15 protein-coding genes and 1 pseudogene are annotated in these 18,290 nt (G+C 69.6%); 3 read left to right on the top strand and 13 right to left on the bottom strand.

All coding sequences use genetic code 11. From position 1 onward, the window contains the following. Positions 1-71: 71 nt before the first annotated feature. The 3 genes from PV646_RS21465 to PV646_RS21455 all read right to left on the bottom strand — a co-directional run bounded on the left by PV646_RS21465 (position 72) and on the right by PV646_RS21455 (position 5,569). Positions 72-1,433 (bottom strand): glycoside hydrolase family 43 protein, encoded by a 1,362-nt coding sequence (locus tag PV646_RS21465; RefSeq protein ID WP_500343945.1) that lies wholly within the window; start codon positions 1,431-1,433, stop codon positions 72-74. 74 nt (positions 1,434-1,507) lie between these two features. Next, positions 1,508-2,842: a glycoside hydrolase family 10 protein gene (locus PV646_RS21460; RefSeq protein WP_500343944.1), complete on the bottom strand. Its 1,335-nt coding sequence runs from the start codon at positions 2,840-2,842 to the stop codon at positions 1,508-1,510. Between the two features lie 351 nt (positions 2,843-3,193). Beyond that, positions 3,194-5,569, bottom strand: coding sequence for an RICIN domain-containing protein (locus PV646_RS21455; RefSeq protein WP_500343943.1), 2,376 nt, complete (start codon positions 5,567-5,569; stop codon positions 3,194-3,196). Between the two features lie 307 nt (positions 5,570-5,876). Here PV646_RS21455 and PV646_RS21450 point away from each other — a divergent pair, with 307 nt between their 5' ends. Together PV646_RS21450 and PV646_RS21445 are read left to right on the top strand one after the other, a co-directional pair. Then, positions 5,877-6,650: a FadR/GntR family transcriptional regulator gene (locus PV646_RS21450; RefSeq protein ID WP_500343942.1), complete on the top strand. Its 774-nt coding sequence runs from the start codon at positions 5,877-5,879 to the stop codon at positions 6,648-6,650. Between the two features lie 119 nt (positions 6,651-6,769). Further along, positions 6,770-7,825, top strand: coding sequence for a LacI family DNA-binding transcriptional regulator (locus tag PV646_RS21445; protein ID WP_500343941.1), 1,056 nt, complete (start codon positions 6,770-6,772; stop codon positions 7,823-7,825). A 6-nt stretch (positions 7,826-7,831) separates the two neighbouring features. Here the strand turns inward: PV646_RS21445 and PV646_RS21440 are convergent, their stop codons facing one another. The 10 genes and pseudogenes from PV646_RS21440 to PV646_RS21395 form a co-directional block, all read right to left on the bottom strand. Then, positions 7,832-8,983 carry a mandelate racemase/muconate lactonizing enzyme family protein gene (locus tag PV646_RS21440; protein WP_500343940.1) on the bottom strand — a complete coding sequence of 384 codons (1,152 nt, stop codon included), beginning with the start codon at positions 8,981-8,983 and terminating at the stop codon, positions 7,832-7,834. Position 8,984: 1 nt separating this feature from the next. After that, positions 8,985-9,812, bottom strand: a complete 828-nt coding sequence (locus PV646_RS21435; RefSeq protein ID WP_500343939.1) for a carbohydrate ABC transporter permease — start codon at positions 9,810-9,812, stop codon at positions 8,985-8,987. Further along, positions 9,812-10,708: a carbohydrate ABC transporter permease gene (locus PV646_RS21430; RefSeq protein ID WP_500343938.1), complete on the bottom strand. Its 897-nt coding sequence runs from the start codon at positions 10,706-10,708 to the stop codon at positions 9,812-9,814. The genes PV646_RS21435 and PV646_RS21430 overlap by 1 nt, the downstream gene beginning before the upstream one ends. A 34-nt stretch (positions 10,709-10,742) precedes the next feature. Then, a complete protein-coding gene (locus PV646_RS21425; protein ID WP_500343937.1) occupies positions 10,743-12,008 on the bottom strand; it encodes an ABC transporter substrate-binding protein in 1,266 nt (421 codons plus the stop codon). Positions 12,009-12,109: 101 nt separating this feature from the next. Then, entirely contained in the window at positions 12,110-12,922 is an 813-nt protein-coding gene (locus PV646_RS21420; RefSeq protein ID WP_500343936.1) for a VOC family protein, read from the bottom strand. Between the two features lie 176 nt (positions 12,923-13,098). Next, complete coding sequence (locus tag PV646_RS21415; RefSeq protein ID WP_500343935.1) at positions 13,099-13,899, bottom strand: serine hydrolase; 801 nt, start codon at positions 13,897-13,899, stop codon at positions 13,099-13,101. Positions 13,900-14,121: 222 nt separating this feature from the next. Next, complete coding sequence (locus PV646_RS21410; protein ID WP_500343934.1) at positions 14,122-14,985, bottom strand: ATP-binding cassette domain-containing protein; 864 nt, start codon at positions 14,983-14,985, stop codon at positions 14,122-14,124. Further along, entirely contained in the window at positions 14,982-15,380 is a 399-nt protein-coding gene (locus tag PV646_RS21405) for a GntR family transcriptional regulator (protein ID WP_500343933.1), read from the bottom strand. Before PV646_RS21405 ends, PV646_RS21410 begins: the two co-directional genes overlap by 4 nt. Positions 15,381-15,425: 45 nt before the next feature. Next, positions 15,426-16,397: an ABC transporter permease gene (locus PV646_RS21400; RefSeq protein WP_500343932.1), complete on the bottom strand. Its 972-nt coding sequence runs from the start codon at positions 16,395-16,397 to the stop codon at positions 15,426-15,428. 227 nt (positions 16,398-16,624) lie between these two features. Next, a pseudogene (locus PV646_RS21395) lies at positions 16,625-17,137 on the bottom strand (ATP-binding cassette domain-containing protein); the annotation flags it as partial. Positions 17,138-17,580: 443 nt separating this feature from the next. Between PV646_RS21395 and PV646_RS21390 the strand changes: the two are divergent. Further along, positions 17,581-18,246 carry a lytic polysaccharide monooxygenase auxiliary activity family 9 protein gene (locus PV646_RS21390; RefSeq protein WP_500343931.1) on the top strand — a complete coding sequence of 222 codons (666 nt, stop codon included), beginning with the start codon at positions 17,581-17,583 and terminating at the stop codon, positions 18,244-18,246. Positions 18,247-18,290: the final 44 nt, after the last annotated feature.

The raw sequence follows: 18,290 nt of genomic DNA, 5'->3' as shown, positions 1-18,290 counted from the left end.
CAGAGGTCTTTCGCGGTCGCTGAAGCACCCCTGGCGGTCGTCGGCCACGAGGAGCGGGGAGGGACGGCGGATCAGGCGCTGAACTGCCACCAGTTCACGTTGAGCAGGTAACCGTTGCCGCCGTTGAACCTCAGGTAGAGGTCACGGGTGCCGGTCAGCCCGCTCACCGAGCAGGAGACGCTGGTCCAGTTCTGCCAGCCGCCGGTGTTCGGCACCGAGCAGCTGCCGGCGAGGGCACCGGTCGGGCTGCCGGAACGGACTTCGACGGAACTTCCCGCGACGGTGGACGCGACGCGGGCGGTGAAGGTCCTGGCGCCGTTGCCGAAGGCGACGTTCTTCAGCTTCACGTGGTCGCCGTTGTTGAGGTGGCTGAGGTTCATGCCGCCCTCGTTCGACGGCTCGGTCTCGACCCCGCTGCCCCAGGCGATGGTCTCGCCCTCCTGCCGGACGTACGGGTTGAGCGTGTCCGCGGCAGGCGGTCCGGCCGTGGTCATGTTCATGACCGGGATGGTGCCGTCGGCGTTGTAGGTGAACTTCTCGACGGCGACGGAGCGGGTGAAGCCACCGCCGCCGGGCAGGGCGCCGTTGTGGTAGAAGAAGTACGAGCCGCCCTTGAAGTCGATGATGCCGGCGTGGTTGGTGAAGCTGCTGCCCTGGGTGGGCATCACGGTGCCGCGGTAGGTCCACGGCCCGGTCGGGCTCGGTGCGGTGGAGTGGGCGATGAACTCCGAGCAGCACTTGGCCGCGAAGACGTTGTAGTAGAGGCCGTTGCGCGTGTAGACCCAGGGGCCCTCCTCGTAGAGGGTGGGCCGGTTGGGGTCGCCGGTGCGGGTGCCGAATCCCGCGGTGGTGAGCGGGATGCGGGTGATGCCCCCGGTGTAGGAGATCATGTCGGTGTTGAGGCGGACGTAGGACAGGTTCGGGTTGCCCCAGTAGAGGTAGGCCTGGCCGTTGTCGTCGATCATGACCGTCGGGTCGATCTCGCCGTTCTCGACCAGCGGCCTGCCGATCGCGTCGCGGAACGGTCCGGTGGGGCTGTCGGAGACACCGACGCCGATCGCCGGACGTCCGGTGGCCTTGGTGACGACGGGGACGTACCAGTAGAACTTGCCGTTGCGTTCCACGGCCTGTCCGGCCCACGCGTCCTGCTTGGCCCAGCTGAAGGTGCTGATGCTCATCGGGGAGCCGTGGTCGGTCCAGTTGACCATGTCGGCGGACGACCAGACCCGCCACTCCTTCATGGTGAACCAGGTCGAGCCGTCCTCGTCGTGTCCTGTGTAGAGGTAGACGCGTCCGTTGTGGACCAACGGCGCGGGGTCGGCGGTGTGGATGTGTTGCACGATCGGGTTGTCCGCTCTCGCCGGGGCGATCACGGTGAGGACCAGCACCACCACTGCGGCGGCGGTCGTCCAGAACCTTCGTTTCGTGGCCATCGTCGTCTCCCGAGGGCAGGGAGGCTGCGCGGCACGGGCCGCGAAGCCGTCCTCCGGTGGTGTGCTGCGGAACGTCAGCCGGCGGCGCAGGAGGGGTTGAGCCCGGTTCCGCTGCCGGTGCCCTGGAAACCGAACTCTGTGGACTGTCCGGCCGGCACGGCGCCGTTGTGGTCCACGTTGGTCCAGGTGACGGATCCGCTGGTGCCACTGCGGTTGGCGTTCCAGGAGGAGGTGACCGTCCCGTTCGACAGGGTCGTCGTGACCCGCCAGCCGCGCAGTGCGGTGGATCCGGCGGTGACCTTGACCGTGGCGACGAACCCGCCGTTCCACTGGTTCAGCGACACCGACGCCGTGCAGCCGCCGGGGACGGGGTCGGTGGTCGTGGTGGTCGTCGTGGGACCGGGACCTCCGGCGTTCAGCGCGTCGAGCACCGCGGTGTACGCGGGCTTCTTGGCGCCGGAACCGGTGAACAGCAAGGGGTTCTCGCCGGTGCGCCACGAGTCGGTGTCGCGGATTCCCCACACGGTGATGCCGGTGCAGGCGCGGATCGCCATGCACGCCCTCGTCACGGCCCCGTAGGCGTTCGCCTGGTTGCTCCCGGAGATGTCGAGCTCGGTGATCTGCACCTCGACGCCCAGGTTCGCGAAGCGCTGGAGGTTCGCCTGGTAGTCCGACGGCGCGTTGTTGGACAGGTGGGACTGGAAGCCCACGCAGTCGATCGGCACGCCGCGGGACTTGAAGTCGCGCACCATGTTGTAGATGCCGGTGGACTTCGCGTTGACGCTGTCGGTGTTGTAGTCGTTGTAGCAGAGCTTCGCGGCGGGATCGGCCGCACGGGCCGCGCGGAACGCCGCCTCGATCCAGTCGTTGCCGGTGCGCTGCAGGTTGGAGTCGCGCCGCCCACCGCTGCCGCCGTCGGCGAACGCCTCGTTGACGACGTCCCAGGCGTAGATCTTGCCCTTGTAGTGGGTGGCGACCTGGGTGACGTGGTTCATCATGGCCTGGCGCAGGTCTGAGCCCTCCAGGCGTTGCGCCCAGCCGGGTTCCTGCTGGTGCCACAACAGGGCGTGCCCGCGGACCCGCTTGCCGTTGCCCACGGCCTGGTTGAGGACGCGGTCACCGCCGGAGTAGTTGAACTGACCGCGGTTGGGCTCGGTCGCGTCCCACTTCATCTCGTTCTCGGCGGTCACCATGTCGAACTCGGTGTTGAGGATGTTCACGTACGTCTGGTCGTTCAGCCTGCCCGCCGCGACGGCGGTGCCGAAGTAGCGGCCGGACTGCGCGGCGGCTCCGCCGAGGGTGGTCGCCGCGCTGGCGGGAGCGGACACGACGAGCAGTGCGCCCAGGGCCGCCGCCGCGACTGTCGACACGATCGGGACGAGTGACACCGACCTCGATGTCAGTTTCATCTTCCACACTTTCACCGGACGTGCCCGGAATGCGGGCGTTGTGGGTGGGGCGATCCAGTTCGCACATTGCGGTGGGAGATCCGGTGCGGCGGTGCCGGACTCTCACGGTTCAGGAGTGTTGCAGCTGAGTGTTCACGCTCACAAGCAGGCGAACGAGACTAATTCGCAGAATTGAGCTGGATGGGGGACAGCGGTAAAGCTGAATAGTGAAAGTGCACGTCGAACGCTATCGAATGCTGCTGCGAGGATTCGAATAAATCGAGTAATTGCTAAAGTGAGCGCTAACACTTTTAGCTTCTGGAGGTGCGGCGCCGCACGGCAGCGCCGCACCTGCCGCACCTGTCGAACCGGTCAGCCGCGCAGGCTCCACTGCTGGTTCGTGCCGCCGTGGCACGTCCAGAGCACGATCGGTGTGCCGTTGGCCGTCCCGGTGCCGCTGGCGTCGAGGCACAGCCCCGACTGCGCGCCGGTGACGCTGCCGTCGGTGTTGACGGTCCACTGCTGGTTCAGGCCGCCGTGGCAGTCCCAGAGGATCGCCGCGGTGCCGTTGGCCGTGCCGCCGCCGGACGCGTCGAGGCACCTGCCACCGATCGTGAACTGCCTGGCGGACGTGTGGTTCCACCGCTGGTTCACGCCACCGCAGTCCCACAACCTCGCGGCGCTGTTGTTCGTCGTGGCGGCGACGTCGAGGCAGCGGCCCGACTGGGTGCCGACGACGGTGACGTTCTCGCGCCCGCCGCCCCCGTTGCCGCCCGGCCCCGCGTTGGCCATCACCGCCTGGGCGCCGGCCGGCCAGTTGCCACCGGAGACGACGACGTTGCCGTTCACGATGTTGCCGCGATCACCGTTGGAGATGTTGCTGCTGCCGTTGCTCGACCAGTTGCCGGTGAGCGTCCAGTTGCCCATGTTCTCGCCGCCGCCGTAGTTGGCGGTGGCCCAGGTTCCGGTGGCGGAGAAGACGTTGCCGGTCGCGCGGTAGTACTTCGAGCCCTCGTCGAAGTAGAGCCCGAAGAAACCGTTGGTGCGCAGGCAGTGGTTGCCGCTGATCTCCGCGTTCGGGTTCCAGCCCAGCGTGTAGATGCAACCGCCGTCGGTCATCTGCTGCATCACGTCGTGGACGTAGTTGTTCAGCAGCTTGTTGCCGGACGCCGTGGTCGGGGTGGAGTACCGGGGCTGGTAGTTGTAGAGACCCCGGCCGGCGTAGTGGTTGCTGCCGCCCGCGTCGTTGGAACCCCAGCCGTAGCCGAGCGAAATGCCGGAGTACGGCAGGTTGTAGACCTCGTTGTGCGCCACCGTCGCGTTGGTGACGTAGGTGTTGAGCACCGACACGATGCCCCGGTACTCGATCCCGAGGTCGTGCACTCGGTTGTAGCTGACCATGATGTCCCGGTTGACCATCCGCTGGTCGCTCGGATGGTGCGCGTCCGCGCGCACGCCGCCGACCACGACGCCGCCCGCCGAGTTCTGAGCGATCTCCGAGCGGGTGATCGTGATGCCGGACGCGCCCAGGCCGACGCCGCTCGCGTGTGCGTTGGCGTCGTTGCCGATGCCGATCGCGGTCTGCCCGAGGTTGACGAAGCGGGAGTCGGTGAAGGTGACGCGGCTGGCCGCGGAGATCTGGACGGCGGCGGGCATCTGCGACCAGTGGGGCCGGACCGCCTCGAACGACGGGCAGCCGCTGCGGCACGAGGTGAGCCGGTCGGCCGGCCAGTTCCAGTTGCCGGAGATGTAGGCGCCGGTCTGCTGGTCGGCGTACCCCTGGTTGCTGCTGGGACCGAGCCACGACGTGCCGGTGAAGGTGATGCCGCTGAACGAGATGTCGTGCGCGGGCGCGTCGTAGGTGCCACCGACGGCGACGAGCGACTGCAACGCCGGCAACTCTACGCTGACGTTGGTCATGTTCTGCCCGGAACGCGGGATGTAGTACAGGACACCGGTGCCGGGGTTCAGGTACCACTCGCCCGCCGCGTCCAGGAACTCGTAGGCGTTCGCCAGGTAGAGCGGGCCGGCGCGGAACGGGTTGTTGAGCGTGTCGTAGCCGAAGGTGTTGTTGTTCCACGCGGGTTGTTGCATCGTCAGGAAGTTGCCGCTGATGCTCTGCACTGGCGAGTACCTGTCGGTGAAGGAGTTGACGCTCTCCACCTCGACGCGGTTCTGGTTCGCCAGGGAGTTCAGGTAGCTCAACGCGCCGTTGGAGAAGCGCATACCGCTGTCGGTGAAGGTGAAGTCGGACCGGTTCACCTGCGTGCGCGCGCGGGTGGCGATCGCACCGTCGACGTAGAGCTGCCGGCTGTCGAGGCCGGTGCCGACGTTCGCCCGCCAGATGTTCTTGCCGGAGTCGGCGACCGTCCAGCCCGTGACGGCTCTCGCGCCGCTGATGACGGGACGAGCCGACGCGGCTGCCTGCCAGAGCACGCGGTAGCCGTTGGTGCCCGAGTCCGCCGCGGTGAGCCGGAACGGCTGGGAGAGCCGGTACACCCCGTCGGCGAGCTCCACGACGATGTCACCCGACATGGAGCCGGTGCGGGACCGCACGGCGGACTGCGCGGCCGGCAGCGAGCACGGATCCGTTGCGGTGCAGGCGGTGCCGGTGCCGGAGGGGGAAGCGTGCAGGGTCGTGGTGGCGGCCGAGGCCGGGGGAGTGGTGGTGACCGCGGCGGCCACCACTACCGCGACGGCGGCGAGAGCCGTTCGCCGCCGCGCTGCGGGGAACGAGGACGTGGACAAGGGACCTCCTGGGCTGGGATGCGGCGGCGGTCGGGGTGTATGTCCTGTGTGGACGCACGAAGCAGGCCACGTCCACGGTGGTGAGGTGTGAGCACGCGCGAGGCGGGCGTCGATCCGGCGGCGGAAGCTCGGAGCGCGCGTCGCGGAGTTCGTGACTGGTCCGTTCGGGTGGAGCGAACGTCGCCGGCGGGGGTGCGGAAACCGGCCAGCGAAACACCACGAACGTAACTCGTATGACGTGTGACGTCAATGGTGTTACGTATACTGTGGGCCGGGATCAGCACGCTGCGGCGCAACGGAGTCGAGCATGACAACGACAGGACGGCAGGCGGAGCAGGGTGTGGCCGCGGACCCGGCGTGGACGCGGAGGCCGGCCAGCCTCGCCGCGGCCGTCACCGCAGAACTGGTGCGGCGGATCGTCCGGCAGAGCTACCCCGCCGGCCTGACCCTGCCGCCCGAGCCCGTGCTCTGCGAGACCTTCTCGGTGAGCAGGACGGTGATCCGCGAGGCGGTGAAGGTCCTGCAGGAGAAGGGACTGGTCACCGTGCGCCAGGGCTCCGGCACGACCGTCAACCCGCCGGTGCAGTGGAACATGCTCGACGCGCAGGTGCTCGTCGCCGCGATCGCCGAGGACGAGAGCCTCGCGACCCTCGACGACCTGGTCGTGACCCGGCGGCTGCTGGAGTCCGACATGGCGCAGGTCGCCGCGCGCGCCGCGGACGACGGCACCGTCGAACGGTTGCGGGCACTGGTGGACCGGATGGACGAGCTCGTCGACGACGTCGCGAGCTACGAGGAGCACGACCGCCTCTTCCACGACGCGATCATGGTGGCCTCGGGGAACCGCATCGCCCGCGGCGTCGTGCGCTCGCTGCAGTCGCAGGCCCTCCACACGGCCGGCTACCGCGGTGAGAGCAGCCGCGAGCTGTGCCAGGCGTCGAACGCCGGGCACCGGCGCGTCTTCGACCGCATCGCCGCCCGCGACCCCGCCGGTGCCGCGGAGGCCATGTTCACCCACATCACCGACGCGTGGCTCGTGCGCCGCGGCGAGGTGGGAGATCCCGGCCGGCTGAACCGGTGACAGCGCTCGCCGGCCGCCCCTCCGCCCCGGGGCGTCCGGCGAGGACGAGTGCTCGCAGCAGATCGCGGTCCGTCGCACCCGCGGCCGGACCCGCGTGACGACAGGGAGGCGGACCCGCGGTGAGACGGACGCGCGTGACACTGGCCGACGTCGCGGCGGAGAGCGGGGTGTCGGTCACGACGGCGTCGCTCGTCCTGACCGGCCGCGCACGGGAGCTCCGCATCTCAGCGGACGCCGAACGGCGCGTGCGCTCGACCGCGCAACGCCTGGGCTACCGCCGCACCGCCCCGACGACCGGACCGCACGCCGGGCGGTCGCAGACGATCGGGCTCCTGTCCGACACCGCCGCGTCGTCGGAGTGGGCGGGGGACATGGTCAAGGGCGCGGTGGACGCCGCCTACCGGCACGGGTTCATGCTGTTCGTGGGGGAGTCGGGCGGGAACCCCGAGGTCGAGCGGACCCTGGTGGACGAGCTGCGGGAGCGGCGCGCGGACGGCGTGGTGTTCGCGTCGACGCACACCAGGACGGCGGTGGTCCCGGCCGGCCTGCACGACGGACCCGCCGTCCTGCTCAACGCCACCTCCGCCACGCCGTCGGCCGTTCCGTCGGTGCTGCCGGACGAGGTGCGGGCGGGCCGGACGGCCGCGCGCGTCCTGCTCGACGCGGGACACGACCGCGGCATCCACCTGATCGGCGCGGGGCCGATGCCGGGCGGCCTCCCGCCGCACGGCATCGCGGCGGCCGAACGCCTCCTCGGCCTGCGCCAGGTCTTCGCGGCGGCGGGAGCCGAGGTGGCGGGTGCGCGGTGGTGTCCTGAATGGACTCCGGAGCACGGCTTCGACGCCACCGCGGCGCTGCTGCGCACCCACCGGCCCAAGGTGCTGGTGTGCCTCAACGACCATCTGGCATTCGGGGCCTACCAGGCACTCGAGGAGGCGGGTCTCTCCGTCCCGGACGACGTGTCCGTGATCGGGTTCGAGGGCCATCCCGTCGCGTCGTGGTTGCGGCCGCGACTGACCACGGTCGCCCTGCCGCACCACGAACTCGGTGAGCGGGCGGTCGGAGTCCTGGTGGACCTCGTCCTCCGAGGCGGGCGCGGCGCCAGGGCACCGATGGTCCACCGCGTGCCCATGCCGGTCCACGAGGGCGGTTCCGTGGCGCCACCACGGGCCTGAGCCGCCTCAGCCCGTGTCGACCGCGTGCAGACGCCGCCCGGCGCGTTCCGGGCGGATGTGCGCCCCGCCGGCGAGCGGGTCGGGCAGCAGGTGACTCGCCAGGGCGACCGCCTCCTCGTCCACGCGCACACCCAGCCCGGGGATGTCGCTCAAGACGTAGGCGCCGTCCTCCACGCGCAGGTCCACGGAGACACCGACCGGTGGCTGGAGGTCCTGCAGTTCGCTCACCAGGTGGTTGGGGACCGACGTGGCGGCGTGCAGCAGACCGGCGGGCGTCGTGCCGATCGGGCTGACCGGCAGGTCGTGCGCGTGCGCGAGTGCGGCGACCCGCAGGAAGTGGGTGACGCCCCAGACCGCGGCCGTCTGCACGACGTCGACGGCTCCGGCCGCGATGAGCGCCCTGTGCTGTTCGAGCCCGGTGAGGTTCTCCCCGGTGGCGACGGAGGCCCGGACCCCGCGGCCGACCGCCGCGTGTCCCTCCGCGTCCCAGCGCCGGACCGGTTCCTCGATCCACGTCAGGTCCAGCGTGCGTTCGAGCTCGCTCACGTACCGGACCGCCTGCTTGCGCGTCCACGTCTCGTTCACGTCGAGCATCAGGCTCGGCCGCACTCCCCGGCGGGCCCTGCCGAGGACGTCGCGGACCAGGGCGAGCCGGTGGGCGTCGTGCTCGACGTCGAGGCCACCCTTGATCTTCGCCGCGCGCACGCCCAGTTCGGCGTAGGCCTCGTACACCGCGACGAACTCGGTGTCGTCCAACGCGATGTCGAGTCCCGAGGCGTAGGCGGGCACGCGGCGGTCGCGCCCGCCGAGCAGCCGCCACAGCGGTTCGCCCGCCGCCTGGGCCTTGATGTCCCAGAGCGCGGTGTCGATCGCGCCGATGGTGCCGAACACCGTTCCGGCGTGACCCGCCTTGAACGTGCGGCGCAGCATCCTGTCGTAGAGGGCGGTGACCGACCGCGGGTCCTCGCCCTCGATGGCGGCGAAGACGTTCTCGATCTCCACGCAGGGGCCGAGTCCGACGCCGCTGATGCCCGCGTCGGTGTCGACGACGACGATCGGCACCCGGACGACGCCGTCGCCGTACACGCCGTTGGCGTCGCCGACCGGCCGGCCCCAGTTCTGGACCGTCGTCAGGGTCCGGTATCCGATGATGCGCATGTCAGCCCTTCGTGGACCCGGCGGTGACCCCGTCGGCGATCTGGCGTTGCAGGAACAGGTAGACGACGAGGACCGGCACCGCCGCGATCAGCACTCCGGCCGCGAACACCGGGATGTCGTCGGAGTACTGGCCGCGCAACGAGGTGACGCCCACCATGAGCGTGCGGTGTTCCGCGGAGGGCATCAGCAGCAACGAGATCAGCACGTCGTTCCAGCAGAACAACGCGTCGAGCACACCGACGGACAGCAGCGCCGGGGCGCCGATCGGCAGCATGATCCGCCAGTAGACCCCGTACACCGAGTTCCCGTCGATGCGGGCGGCGTCGACGACGTCCGCGGGCACGGTCGAGTAGTAGCTCGTCAGCAGGAAGATCGTGAACGGCAGGAACTGGGCCACGTACGCGAGCACGAGCCCGGGGTAGGTGTCGGTCAGCCCGGCGCCGGCCATGATCCGCGCCAGCGGGACCATGATCACCTGGAAGGGGACGAACAACGCGGCCAGCACGCCGAGGAAGAGCACGGACGAACCGCGGAACCTCAGTCGTGCCAACGCGAACGCCGCCATCGACCCGACCAGGAGCAGCAGCGCGACCGAGCACGTCACGACGATCACGGAGTTCAGGAAGTAGCGCGACATCCCGACGCTGGTCCACGCCCGGACGAGGTTGTCCCAGTTCCACGAGGTAGCCGGGGCGAACCGGTCGAGGACGTACTCGCGGCGGGTCTTCAGCGCGACGTTGGTGGTGAACACCAGGGGGTAGACCGTGGCCAGCGCGAGCAGCCCCATCGGGATCGCGGCGACCCACCGCGCAGGCCTGGCGCCGGACATCAGTCCTCCCCGCCCGTGCGCCGCAGGACGCCGATCTGGGCCAGTCCCACCACGAGCATGATCAGGAACAGCGCGGTGGACGCGGCGGAGGCGAGCGCGGGCCGGTTCATCTGCCCCTGCTGAATCCAGACGTAGTACTCGGGCAGGTAGGTCGACCCCTCCGGACCGCCGCTCGTCATCACGTACACCAGGCCGAACATCGACGTCAGCATCCCGATCAGGGTGGTGACGAAGACGAACTGGATGGTGCGCGTCAGACCGGGGACGATGACGTGCCGGATGGTCTGGGGCAGTGTGGCACCGTCCACCTCGGCCGCGTCCAGCAACGACGGGTCGAGCGTGGCGAAGCCCGCCAGGAAGACGACGAGCGCCATGCCGAACGTCGCCCAGACGTGCACCCCGACGACCGCGAAGATCGCCACGTCCGGATCGCCGAGCCAGTCCACCGGCCCGACGCCCAGACCGCCGAGCACCGAGTTGAGCGGACCGTCGAAGGCCAGCAGCAGCGTGAAGATCGCGCCGACGATCACGGGGGAGAGCACGGCGGGGAAGAAGTAGACGCCGCGGTAGACCCGGTGTCCCGGCACCTTCAGGTGCAGGAACGTCGCGAGCAGCCCGGGGATCGCCACCGCGACCGGCAGCAACAGCACGAGCAGCCCGACGTTGCGCAGCGCGGTGAGGAAGAGCGGATCGTCCAGCAGCGTCAGGTAGTTGTCGAACCCGACGGCCGTGCCGTCGAGGTCACCGTCCCCGGTGAACGAGAAGTTGATCCCGAGCACGAGCGGCCACAGCCGCAGTCCCACGATGATCAGGACGGCCGGCGCCAGCAGGACCAGGGGCGCGAACCGCTCCGCGCGCGAACCGCGTGGCCCGCGCCGCGGTGACGGCCTCGCCAAGTCCTTTGTGGACGTGGACCGGGCGACCACGTGGTCAGCCCGTCTTGTCGGACGCGGCCAGCTGCCGGAGTGCGTCGTCCACCGTGGCCGAACCGCTGAGCAGCTGCTGCGAGAGGCGGCCCATGAGCTCGATCGTCCTGGACCCCAACGCGACGTGCAGGGCGGGTTTGCCGGTCTTGACCTCAGAGACGATGGTCCTGACGGCGGGGCCACCGGCGGAGGTGTCGATCGTGGTGTCGGCCGCGATCGCGCCACCGTCGAGGTAGAAGGCCTTGAGCGCGCCGGACGACGTCAGCGACCGCACGAGGTCGGCGGCCAGCTTCGGATCCCTCGTCCACTTCGCGACCGCGTACCCGATCCCGCCGTCGAACGGCAGGCTCGGCGACGCCCCGGGAGTGACCGCGGGTGCGGTCCGCACACCGACCTTCTCCGGGGTGAGGAACTCCGCGAAGTCCTTCCAGTGCCCCACGTCGGACATCAGCCCGATGACGTTGGCCGCCTTGCCGGAGCTGAAGGCCGCGAACGCGTCGTTGAACATCGCGGTGGAGTTGGCGCCGTCGGTGTTGAGCCCGGACTCGCCGGCCTGCCGCCACAGTTCGAAGATCTTCCTGACACCGGGAGACGACCAGTCGCGCTTCCCGTTGATCCAGTCGTCGTACTCCCGCGGTGTCAGCACCGCCGATCCCAGCGCCGACAACCAGAACTGGATGCCGATGCCCTCCTTGTTGCCCAGCGCGAAACACCGGGCGCCGGTCTTCTCGGTGATGGTGGCGCAGTTCCGGACGAACTCGTCCCACGTCGCCGCGGGCGTCCCGAGGCCGGCCCTCCGGTAGAGGTCCTCGTTGTAGTAGATCGGGTGTCCCTGCAACGTCACCGGCTCGGCGTACACCTTCCCCGACTTCGTGAACGCGTCCCACCCGGCCAGCCGCTGCCGGTCCTCGGCCACGTAGGAGTCCAACGGAGTGAGGGCGTCAGTGCGGTCGCGGATCTGACCGCCCCCGTTGAACAGGACGACGTCGGGCCCCTTGCCGGCCTGGATGGCCGCGCCGAGCAGGGTGTAGTACTGGTCGAACGGCTGCGCCACGAACTCGACGTCCACACCGGGGTGCTTCTTCGCGAAGTCGGCCCTGGCCTCCCGCACGTACCCGGCGGCCTTCGCGTCGCCCGACTTCCAGTCCCACACCACGAGCTTGTCGCCCGTCCCGCCGGAGCGAGTCCCCGGTCCGGCGGCGCTTCCGCACCCGGCCGTCAGGACCAGCCCCACCGCCAACACCGCGGACCACACCGTGCGCTGCTTCATCGCTGCTCACTTCCCGAGTGGTGGCTCGTGAACTGAACATAAGTCGTATGACGTATAACGTCAACGGCCGGTCAGGGGACCTTCGCCCGGCGGGACGGCGGTCAGTCGTCGTAGGGGTCGTCGGCAGGCGAGGCGCTGTCCCAGTCCGAAGCCAGCGCGGGGTCGATGATCGCGAACCGCGTGCCGAGCGGGTCGGCCAGCACCGCGACCTGGCCCAGCGGCGAGGGATAGGGCTGGAACCGGAGGCGGGCCCCCGCGGCGCGCGCCCGGTTGAGCGTCTCGGCGAAGTCGAGACCGGGTGGCACCGCGAAGTGCGCGATCCACCGCGGCGGCACGGTGGCCGGGGTGTCCAGCGCCATCCGGACGCGTCCGATCACGGTGTCCCCGCCCGTGGAGTACACGACGTGGTCGACGGACTTGCCGTCCCCGACCTGACGTTGCTGGTAGCCGAAGAGCGCGCCGTAGAACGGATCGGCCTGGCGCGGACCGCGGGTGACGAACTCCAGCCACACGAGCGCGCCGGGCACGCCCGCCGTGAACCCCCAGCCCTCGGCGGGCTGCGCGATGCCGACGGTGGAGCCACCGGGATCGTCGACCAGCACCTTGGTCACGAGCCCGGGAAGCACCTGCGGCCCGGTTTCCAGTACGGCACCGCCGAGACGTCGCACCTGTTCGCTGGTCGCGGCCAGGTCGGCGACGGCGAGATAGGGCGTCCAGTCCAGGGTCGCGCGCTCCAGCGGTCGCAGACCGGCCACCGGTTCGCCGTTGAGGAGAGCGACCGCGTAGTCCTCGCCCGCGTCGTCCTGGATCCACTGGTACTTCCAGCCGAAGACGTTCTCGTAGAACCGCGTGCTGCGCTCGGTGTGGTTCGTGGCGAGTTCCACCCAGCACGGATGTCCCGGTCGGATGATCATGTGAAGGCGTCTGCTCCCGTGGAACGTCGATGGCTACCGGCATGTGCCCGCAACGCCCCTCGTGGAAGCACTTGTGGGCACGACTCCACCGTACCTGTCCCCGGTGAAGTGCCGGTGGGTTCGCGACCGCCCGCGCCACGGATAGTCCTTTGTGGACTGTGTCGGACGGCCGTTCTTCACCGCATCGCGCCGCGAAGGGCCTCGACGGCTTTGGTCAGCGCAGCGCTCATCGTCGCCAGGTCGGCGTCCTTGCGCCAGGAGCTCAGCAGCGTCACGGCGTAGGTGCCACCGAGTTCGACGAACCCCGTGCTGTTGAGGACACGGCGGTCGCCCGAACTGCCCCAGCCCTGCTTGACCGCCCACGTCGCGCCCGGCAGGCCGCTGGGGATGCCGAAGTGCTGGTCGACTCCGTCCGCCGCGGCGCGGGGAGCCTCGGCCATCGCCGTCGTCAGGAGATCTCGGTCCTCGGCCTCGAGAGCGCCTGCGATGTGGCGGTAGACGAGGGAGATGTCCGAGGCCGACGTCGTCGTGCCGCCCCACTGGCCCGGGACCGCCGGCGGCCGGGTGTGGCGCAGGCCGAGCGCCTTGACCTGGCGGGTGACGATCTCGGACCCGCCACCGTTCTGCCACAACCGGTTCGCCACCCCGTCGTCGCTGCGCGTCAGCATCGCGGTGATGTCGTTCTCCACCTGCTCTGAGTTCGTGGACGTTCGCTGCAGCAGGTCCAGCGCGATCAGCAGCTTCACCACGGAGGCGGTGGGCTGAGCGAGATCACCCTTCCAGGACAGCACCGTCGCGCAGGTGTCCAGGTCGACGATCTCCATCGACAGCAGGGGATCGTGCCCGGCGCTCATCAGCGCCTGCCGCGCCCTCTGCACGGCGGGCACCTCACCCGCGGCCGGTGTGAACTCGGTGCAGCGGGTTCGCCACTCGTCCGAGCCGGTCCGGAGAACGACCACGAAGAGGACCGCGACCATCGCGATCACGAGACCCGTCGCAACGACCCATCGGGTCCGGCCCCGTTGGTGTGGCGGCATCCGGAAGACAGGCCTGGGGAGCAGTTTTCGGGTAGGCGAATCCGCATCACCGTGCATTGGCTGTGGTCCAATCCGAAGGAAGGCAGCAGAAAGCCGCACAACGGACCCGAAGGCGGGCCGTGTGAAAGAGAAGTGATCAGGCGGGGTTTCCCGCGGGGGCCGCTAGTCGCGAGGAGCCGACGACCGTGAGCGCGCGGCGCGCAGGTAGCCCATCACCAGCGACTCCAGGTCGGGTTCCGCGGCCGTCCAGCCCTGGGGCGCGGGCCGGGAGTCCTTCAACAGCAACGTGGCCTGGCGCTGGGTGCGGGTCGCGCTGACGAGCGTTCCCTCCACAGCGGACTCGTCGGTGGCCGGACCGACCAGGATGCGGTGCCGTGCCAGGACTTCCTCGATGTCGCCGTCGACCTGGACCCGGCCCTCGTCGATCAGGAGCATGTGGTCGCACACCTCGCGCAGGTCCGCGAGCAGGTGCGAGGACATCACCACCGTGGTGCCCCGGTCGGCGACCTCCGCCATGATGATCCGCAGGGTCTCGTCGCGGGCCAGGGGATCGAGGTCGGACAACGGTTCGTCCAGCAGGAGCAGCCGGGGCAGCCGGCCGAGCGCCAGCGCGATGGCCACCTGCGTGCGGGTGCCCGCGGACAGCGTGCGGATCTTCGCCCCGTGGTCGACGCCGGTCTGCAGCCCGAGCACCTCCTGGACCCGCTCGGCGGACCAGCGGTCGTTCATCGCGGCCGCGATGCGCACCATCTCGCGCACGGTGAGGTCGCCGTAGAGCGGCCGGTCCTGGGCCAGGAACGAGACGTCCGGGTGGGTGCCGCCGCGCACCGGCGTGCCGAAGACCTGCAGCTCGCCGGCGCTCGGGCGGACGAGGCCCGCGGCCATGCGCAGGAGGGTGCTCTTGCCCGCGCCGTTCGGCCCGACCAGGGCGACGACCTTGCCCTCGGGAAGGGCGAAGGTGCAGTCGCGGACCGCCCAGTGGCTGCGGTACCGCTTGCCGGCGGCGGTGGCGCTCAACGCGATCATGATCGTTCCTCGACGGGGTAGTGCTCTTCGCGGACCGCGGAGTACAGGGCGTCGACGTCCTCGACGACCAGACCGCCCTCCCGCGCGAGACTCATCCAGCGAGCCAGTTCCTTGCGCAACGGCGCGTCGTCGCCCGTCGTCGCCTCGGAGGCCAGCGACTTGGTCACGAAGGTGCCCAGACCGCGGCGGCCCTCCACGAGTCCTTCGCGTTCGAGCTCGCGGTAGGCCTTGAGCACGGTGTTGGGGTTGACGGCGGTGGCGTCCACCACCTCCCGCGCTGAGGGCAGCCGGTCGCCGGGGGCCAGCAGCCCCAACCGCATGGCCTGCTCGACCTGGTGGACGATCTGCAGGTAGGTGGAGACCCCGGAGTGCCGGTCGATCCGGAACTCGATCACGTCGGCCAGCATAGGTGCTCTCCCGCTCCAGAGCGTCCACCACGCTCAAGCCTGCCTGCGCAGGGCCCAGAGCGTGCCTGCCAGCAGCAGCACCGCGAACCCTCCGAAGATCGCCGCGTCGTACAGGTGCGCGAGCCAGGCACTGCTCTCCGGCAGGACGACCGAGTACGCCTTCGCCATACCGCCCTCCCGCATGCACGCGAGGAACTCCTCCTGCCCCCGCGACGATTCCGGCAGCGCCTTCAGGCACGCATCGGTCACGGGCCAGTACTTGTCGCGGGGTACCTCCTGTCCCGCGGCGTCGAGCCAGCCAGAGCCGACCCGCAGACCGTCGCCGGCCGGGCCCGAGCCGTCCACCCGCCGTTCGCTCGGCACGAAGCGGTTCACCTGCCCGGCCAGGACGAACCGCACGGCGACGAACACGCCGAACGCCGCTGTCATCCCCACCAGGGTGCGCCGCGACACCACGCCGAGGAAGGCGCCGAGCGAGAAGGCGAAGAGCGTGTACGCGATCGGTGAGACGTGGTCGATGCCGAAGTTGATCGGGTTCCACGAGCCGTTGACCCGCGGGCCGAGCGTGCCGGCGGCGGTCAGCCACCACCAGACCAGGTACTGCAGCACCACCACGACGATCAGCGCGGGCACCAGCGCGACGACCAGCTTGCTGAGCATCCACCGGGTGCGGCTCACCGACTGGGTGAAGGCCAGCACGTGGGTGCCGTTCTCCAGTTCCTGGGCGAACAGCGGAGCCCCGATGAACACGCCGACCAGGATCGGCACCGCGATGATCAGCATGCGCGCGACCTGGAGGAGGTTGCTCCAGTCACCCAGGAACGCGTTCTGCGCCTCCGACGTGCACGCGCTGCCCCCTTGCGCCACGCACTGGGTGAGCTGCGCCGAGGTGATCGCGTCGACCATGGTCGTGCGCAGCAGGGTGATGACACCCGCGCCGACGACCAGCACCCCGAGGAGGGTGAGCAGCTGTGTGCGCTGCAACCGGAACGATGCCCAGATCATGCCGCTGTCTCCTGTGCCGCCGCCGCACGCATGTGGTGCAGAACCAGTTCGCCGAGAGGGGTTCCGTTCGCGCTGAGCCGGTTGACGTCCCCGGCCAGCAGGATCTGTCCTCTGTGGAGCAGCACGAGGTGGTCGCACACACCTTCGAGCTCCGCCAGCACGTGGGAGGACAGCACCACGGTAATGCCCTGGGACTTCGCCTCGGTCATCAACGCGCCCAGCACCGCCTCTCGCGCGAGCGGGTCCAGGTCGGCGAGCGGCTCGTCGAGCAGCAACAGCCGCGGCCGCTTTCCCAGAGCCAGCGCCAGGGCTACGCGGGTGCGCTGCCCACCGGACAGGGTGCCGATCTTCGCGGTGATCGGCACGTTGGCCTGCTCGATCAGGTGCGAGGCGTAGTGCTGGTCCCAGGTGGGGTTCGTGCGCGCGCCGAACGTCATCGTCTCGGCAACGGTGAGCTGTGGGTACAACGGCTTCTGCTGCGCCAGGTACGACACCGCGGGATGCAGCCCCTTGCCGTTCGGCTGGTCGCCGAAGACGGCGATCGAGCCGGTCGTCGGGCGCAGCATGCCCGTGATGAGCCCCATCAGCGTGCTCTTGCCGGCACCGTTCGGGCCGACGAGGGCCACGACTCGGTCGCCGGGGATCACCAGGGACGTCGGTCCCAGCGCCCAGCCCCTGCGGTACCTCTTGCCCACGCCCTCGGCGAGGACCGGAAGCACGGGGTCGGCATGCCTTCGCATGGTCACGGCCACCTCCTCTCGTGATCGACGAGCCGAACGTAGCATGGTTCACTATTTAAATAGTGAACCGGGTGACCGTTGCCTCCCCGAGGCAACCCGAGAGCTGCCGTGACGTCCTTCAAGCGACTCGGCGCCTTCGGTCGGGCGGCGAGCCGGGACGGTGCGGCTTCCTGTGTGGACGCCGCTGAACCGTTGTGCCCCAAGGGTTCCTGCATGGCCGTGGCGAAGGCCATTGCCGCTGCTGGGCTGAGCTGCCGCCGGGCGCCCTGCTCGTCGCGTGCCCCCGTGACCCTGGTCGTGGGTGACAGCAATCGAACAGCAGTCGAATAGGGTTCGTCACCCCGTGCATGCTTGCGATCTCGGAGAGTGATGGATACCCTGAATCTGGGAGCGCTCCCAGATCGATCGTTGAAGCTCGATCATCGGAGAACGGAGGCTCAACCATGCGTTCACGCGGCACCTCCCCGGGGTCCGCCACCAGACGTCGGGGCGTCATCGCCGTGATCGTCTCCCTGCTGGCCTGCACCTTCCTCTGGGCCCCTCCGGCCTCGGCGCACGGCACCATCATCAGTCCCGCGACCCGCGCCTACCAGTGCTGGAAGACGTGGGGCAGCCAGCACACGAATCCCGCCATGCAGCAACAGGACCCCATGTGCTGGCAGGCCTTCCAGGCAAACGCCGACACCATGTGGAACTGGATGAGCGCGCTGCGGGACGGGCTGCGCGGGAACTTCCAGGGTGCCACCCCGGACGGGCAGCTCTGCAGCAACGCCCTCTCGCGCAACAACTCCCTGAACACCCCTGGCCGGTGGAAGACCACCAACGTCGGCAGCAGCTTCTCGATGCAGCTGCACGACCAGGCCAGTCACGGCGCGGACTACTTCCGGGTCTACGTCAGCAAGAACGGGTACGACCCCACCACTCAGAGACTCGGGTGGGGCAACCTGGACTTCATCACGCAGACCGGCAGGTTCGCCCCTGCCCAGAACATCACGTTCAACGTCCAGACCTCTGGCGCCTACCGCGGACACCACATCGTGTTCACGATCTGGCAGGCGTCGCACCTGGACCAGGCCTACATGTGGTGCAGTGACGTGAACTTCGGTTAGCAACCCCTTCCAGCCAACCGGATTTCGCAGCGTGCCCGGCGCGG

This window comes from Streptomyces sp. ID05-26A (assembly GCF_033794685.1).
GTDB lineage: Bacteria > Actinomycetota > Actinomycetes > Mycobacteriales > Pseudonocardiaceae > Lentzea.
Note: the sequence above shows the minus strand (reverse complement) of the source record. Positions and strands in the feature narration are given on the sequence as shown.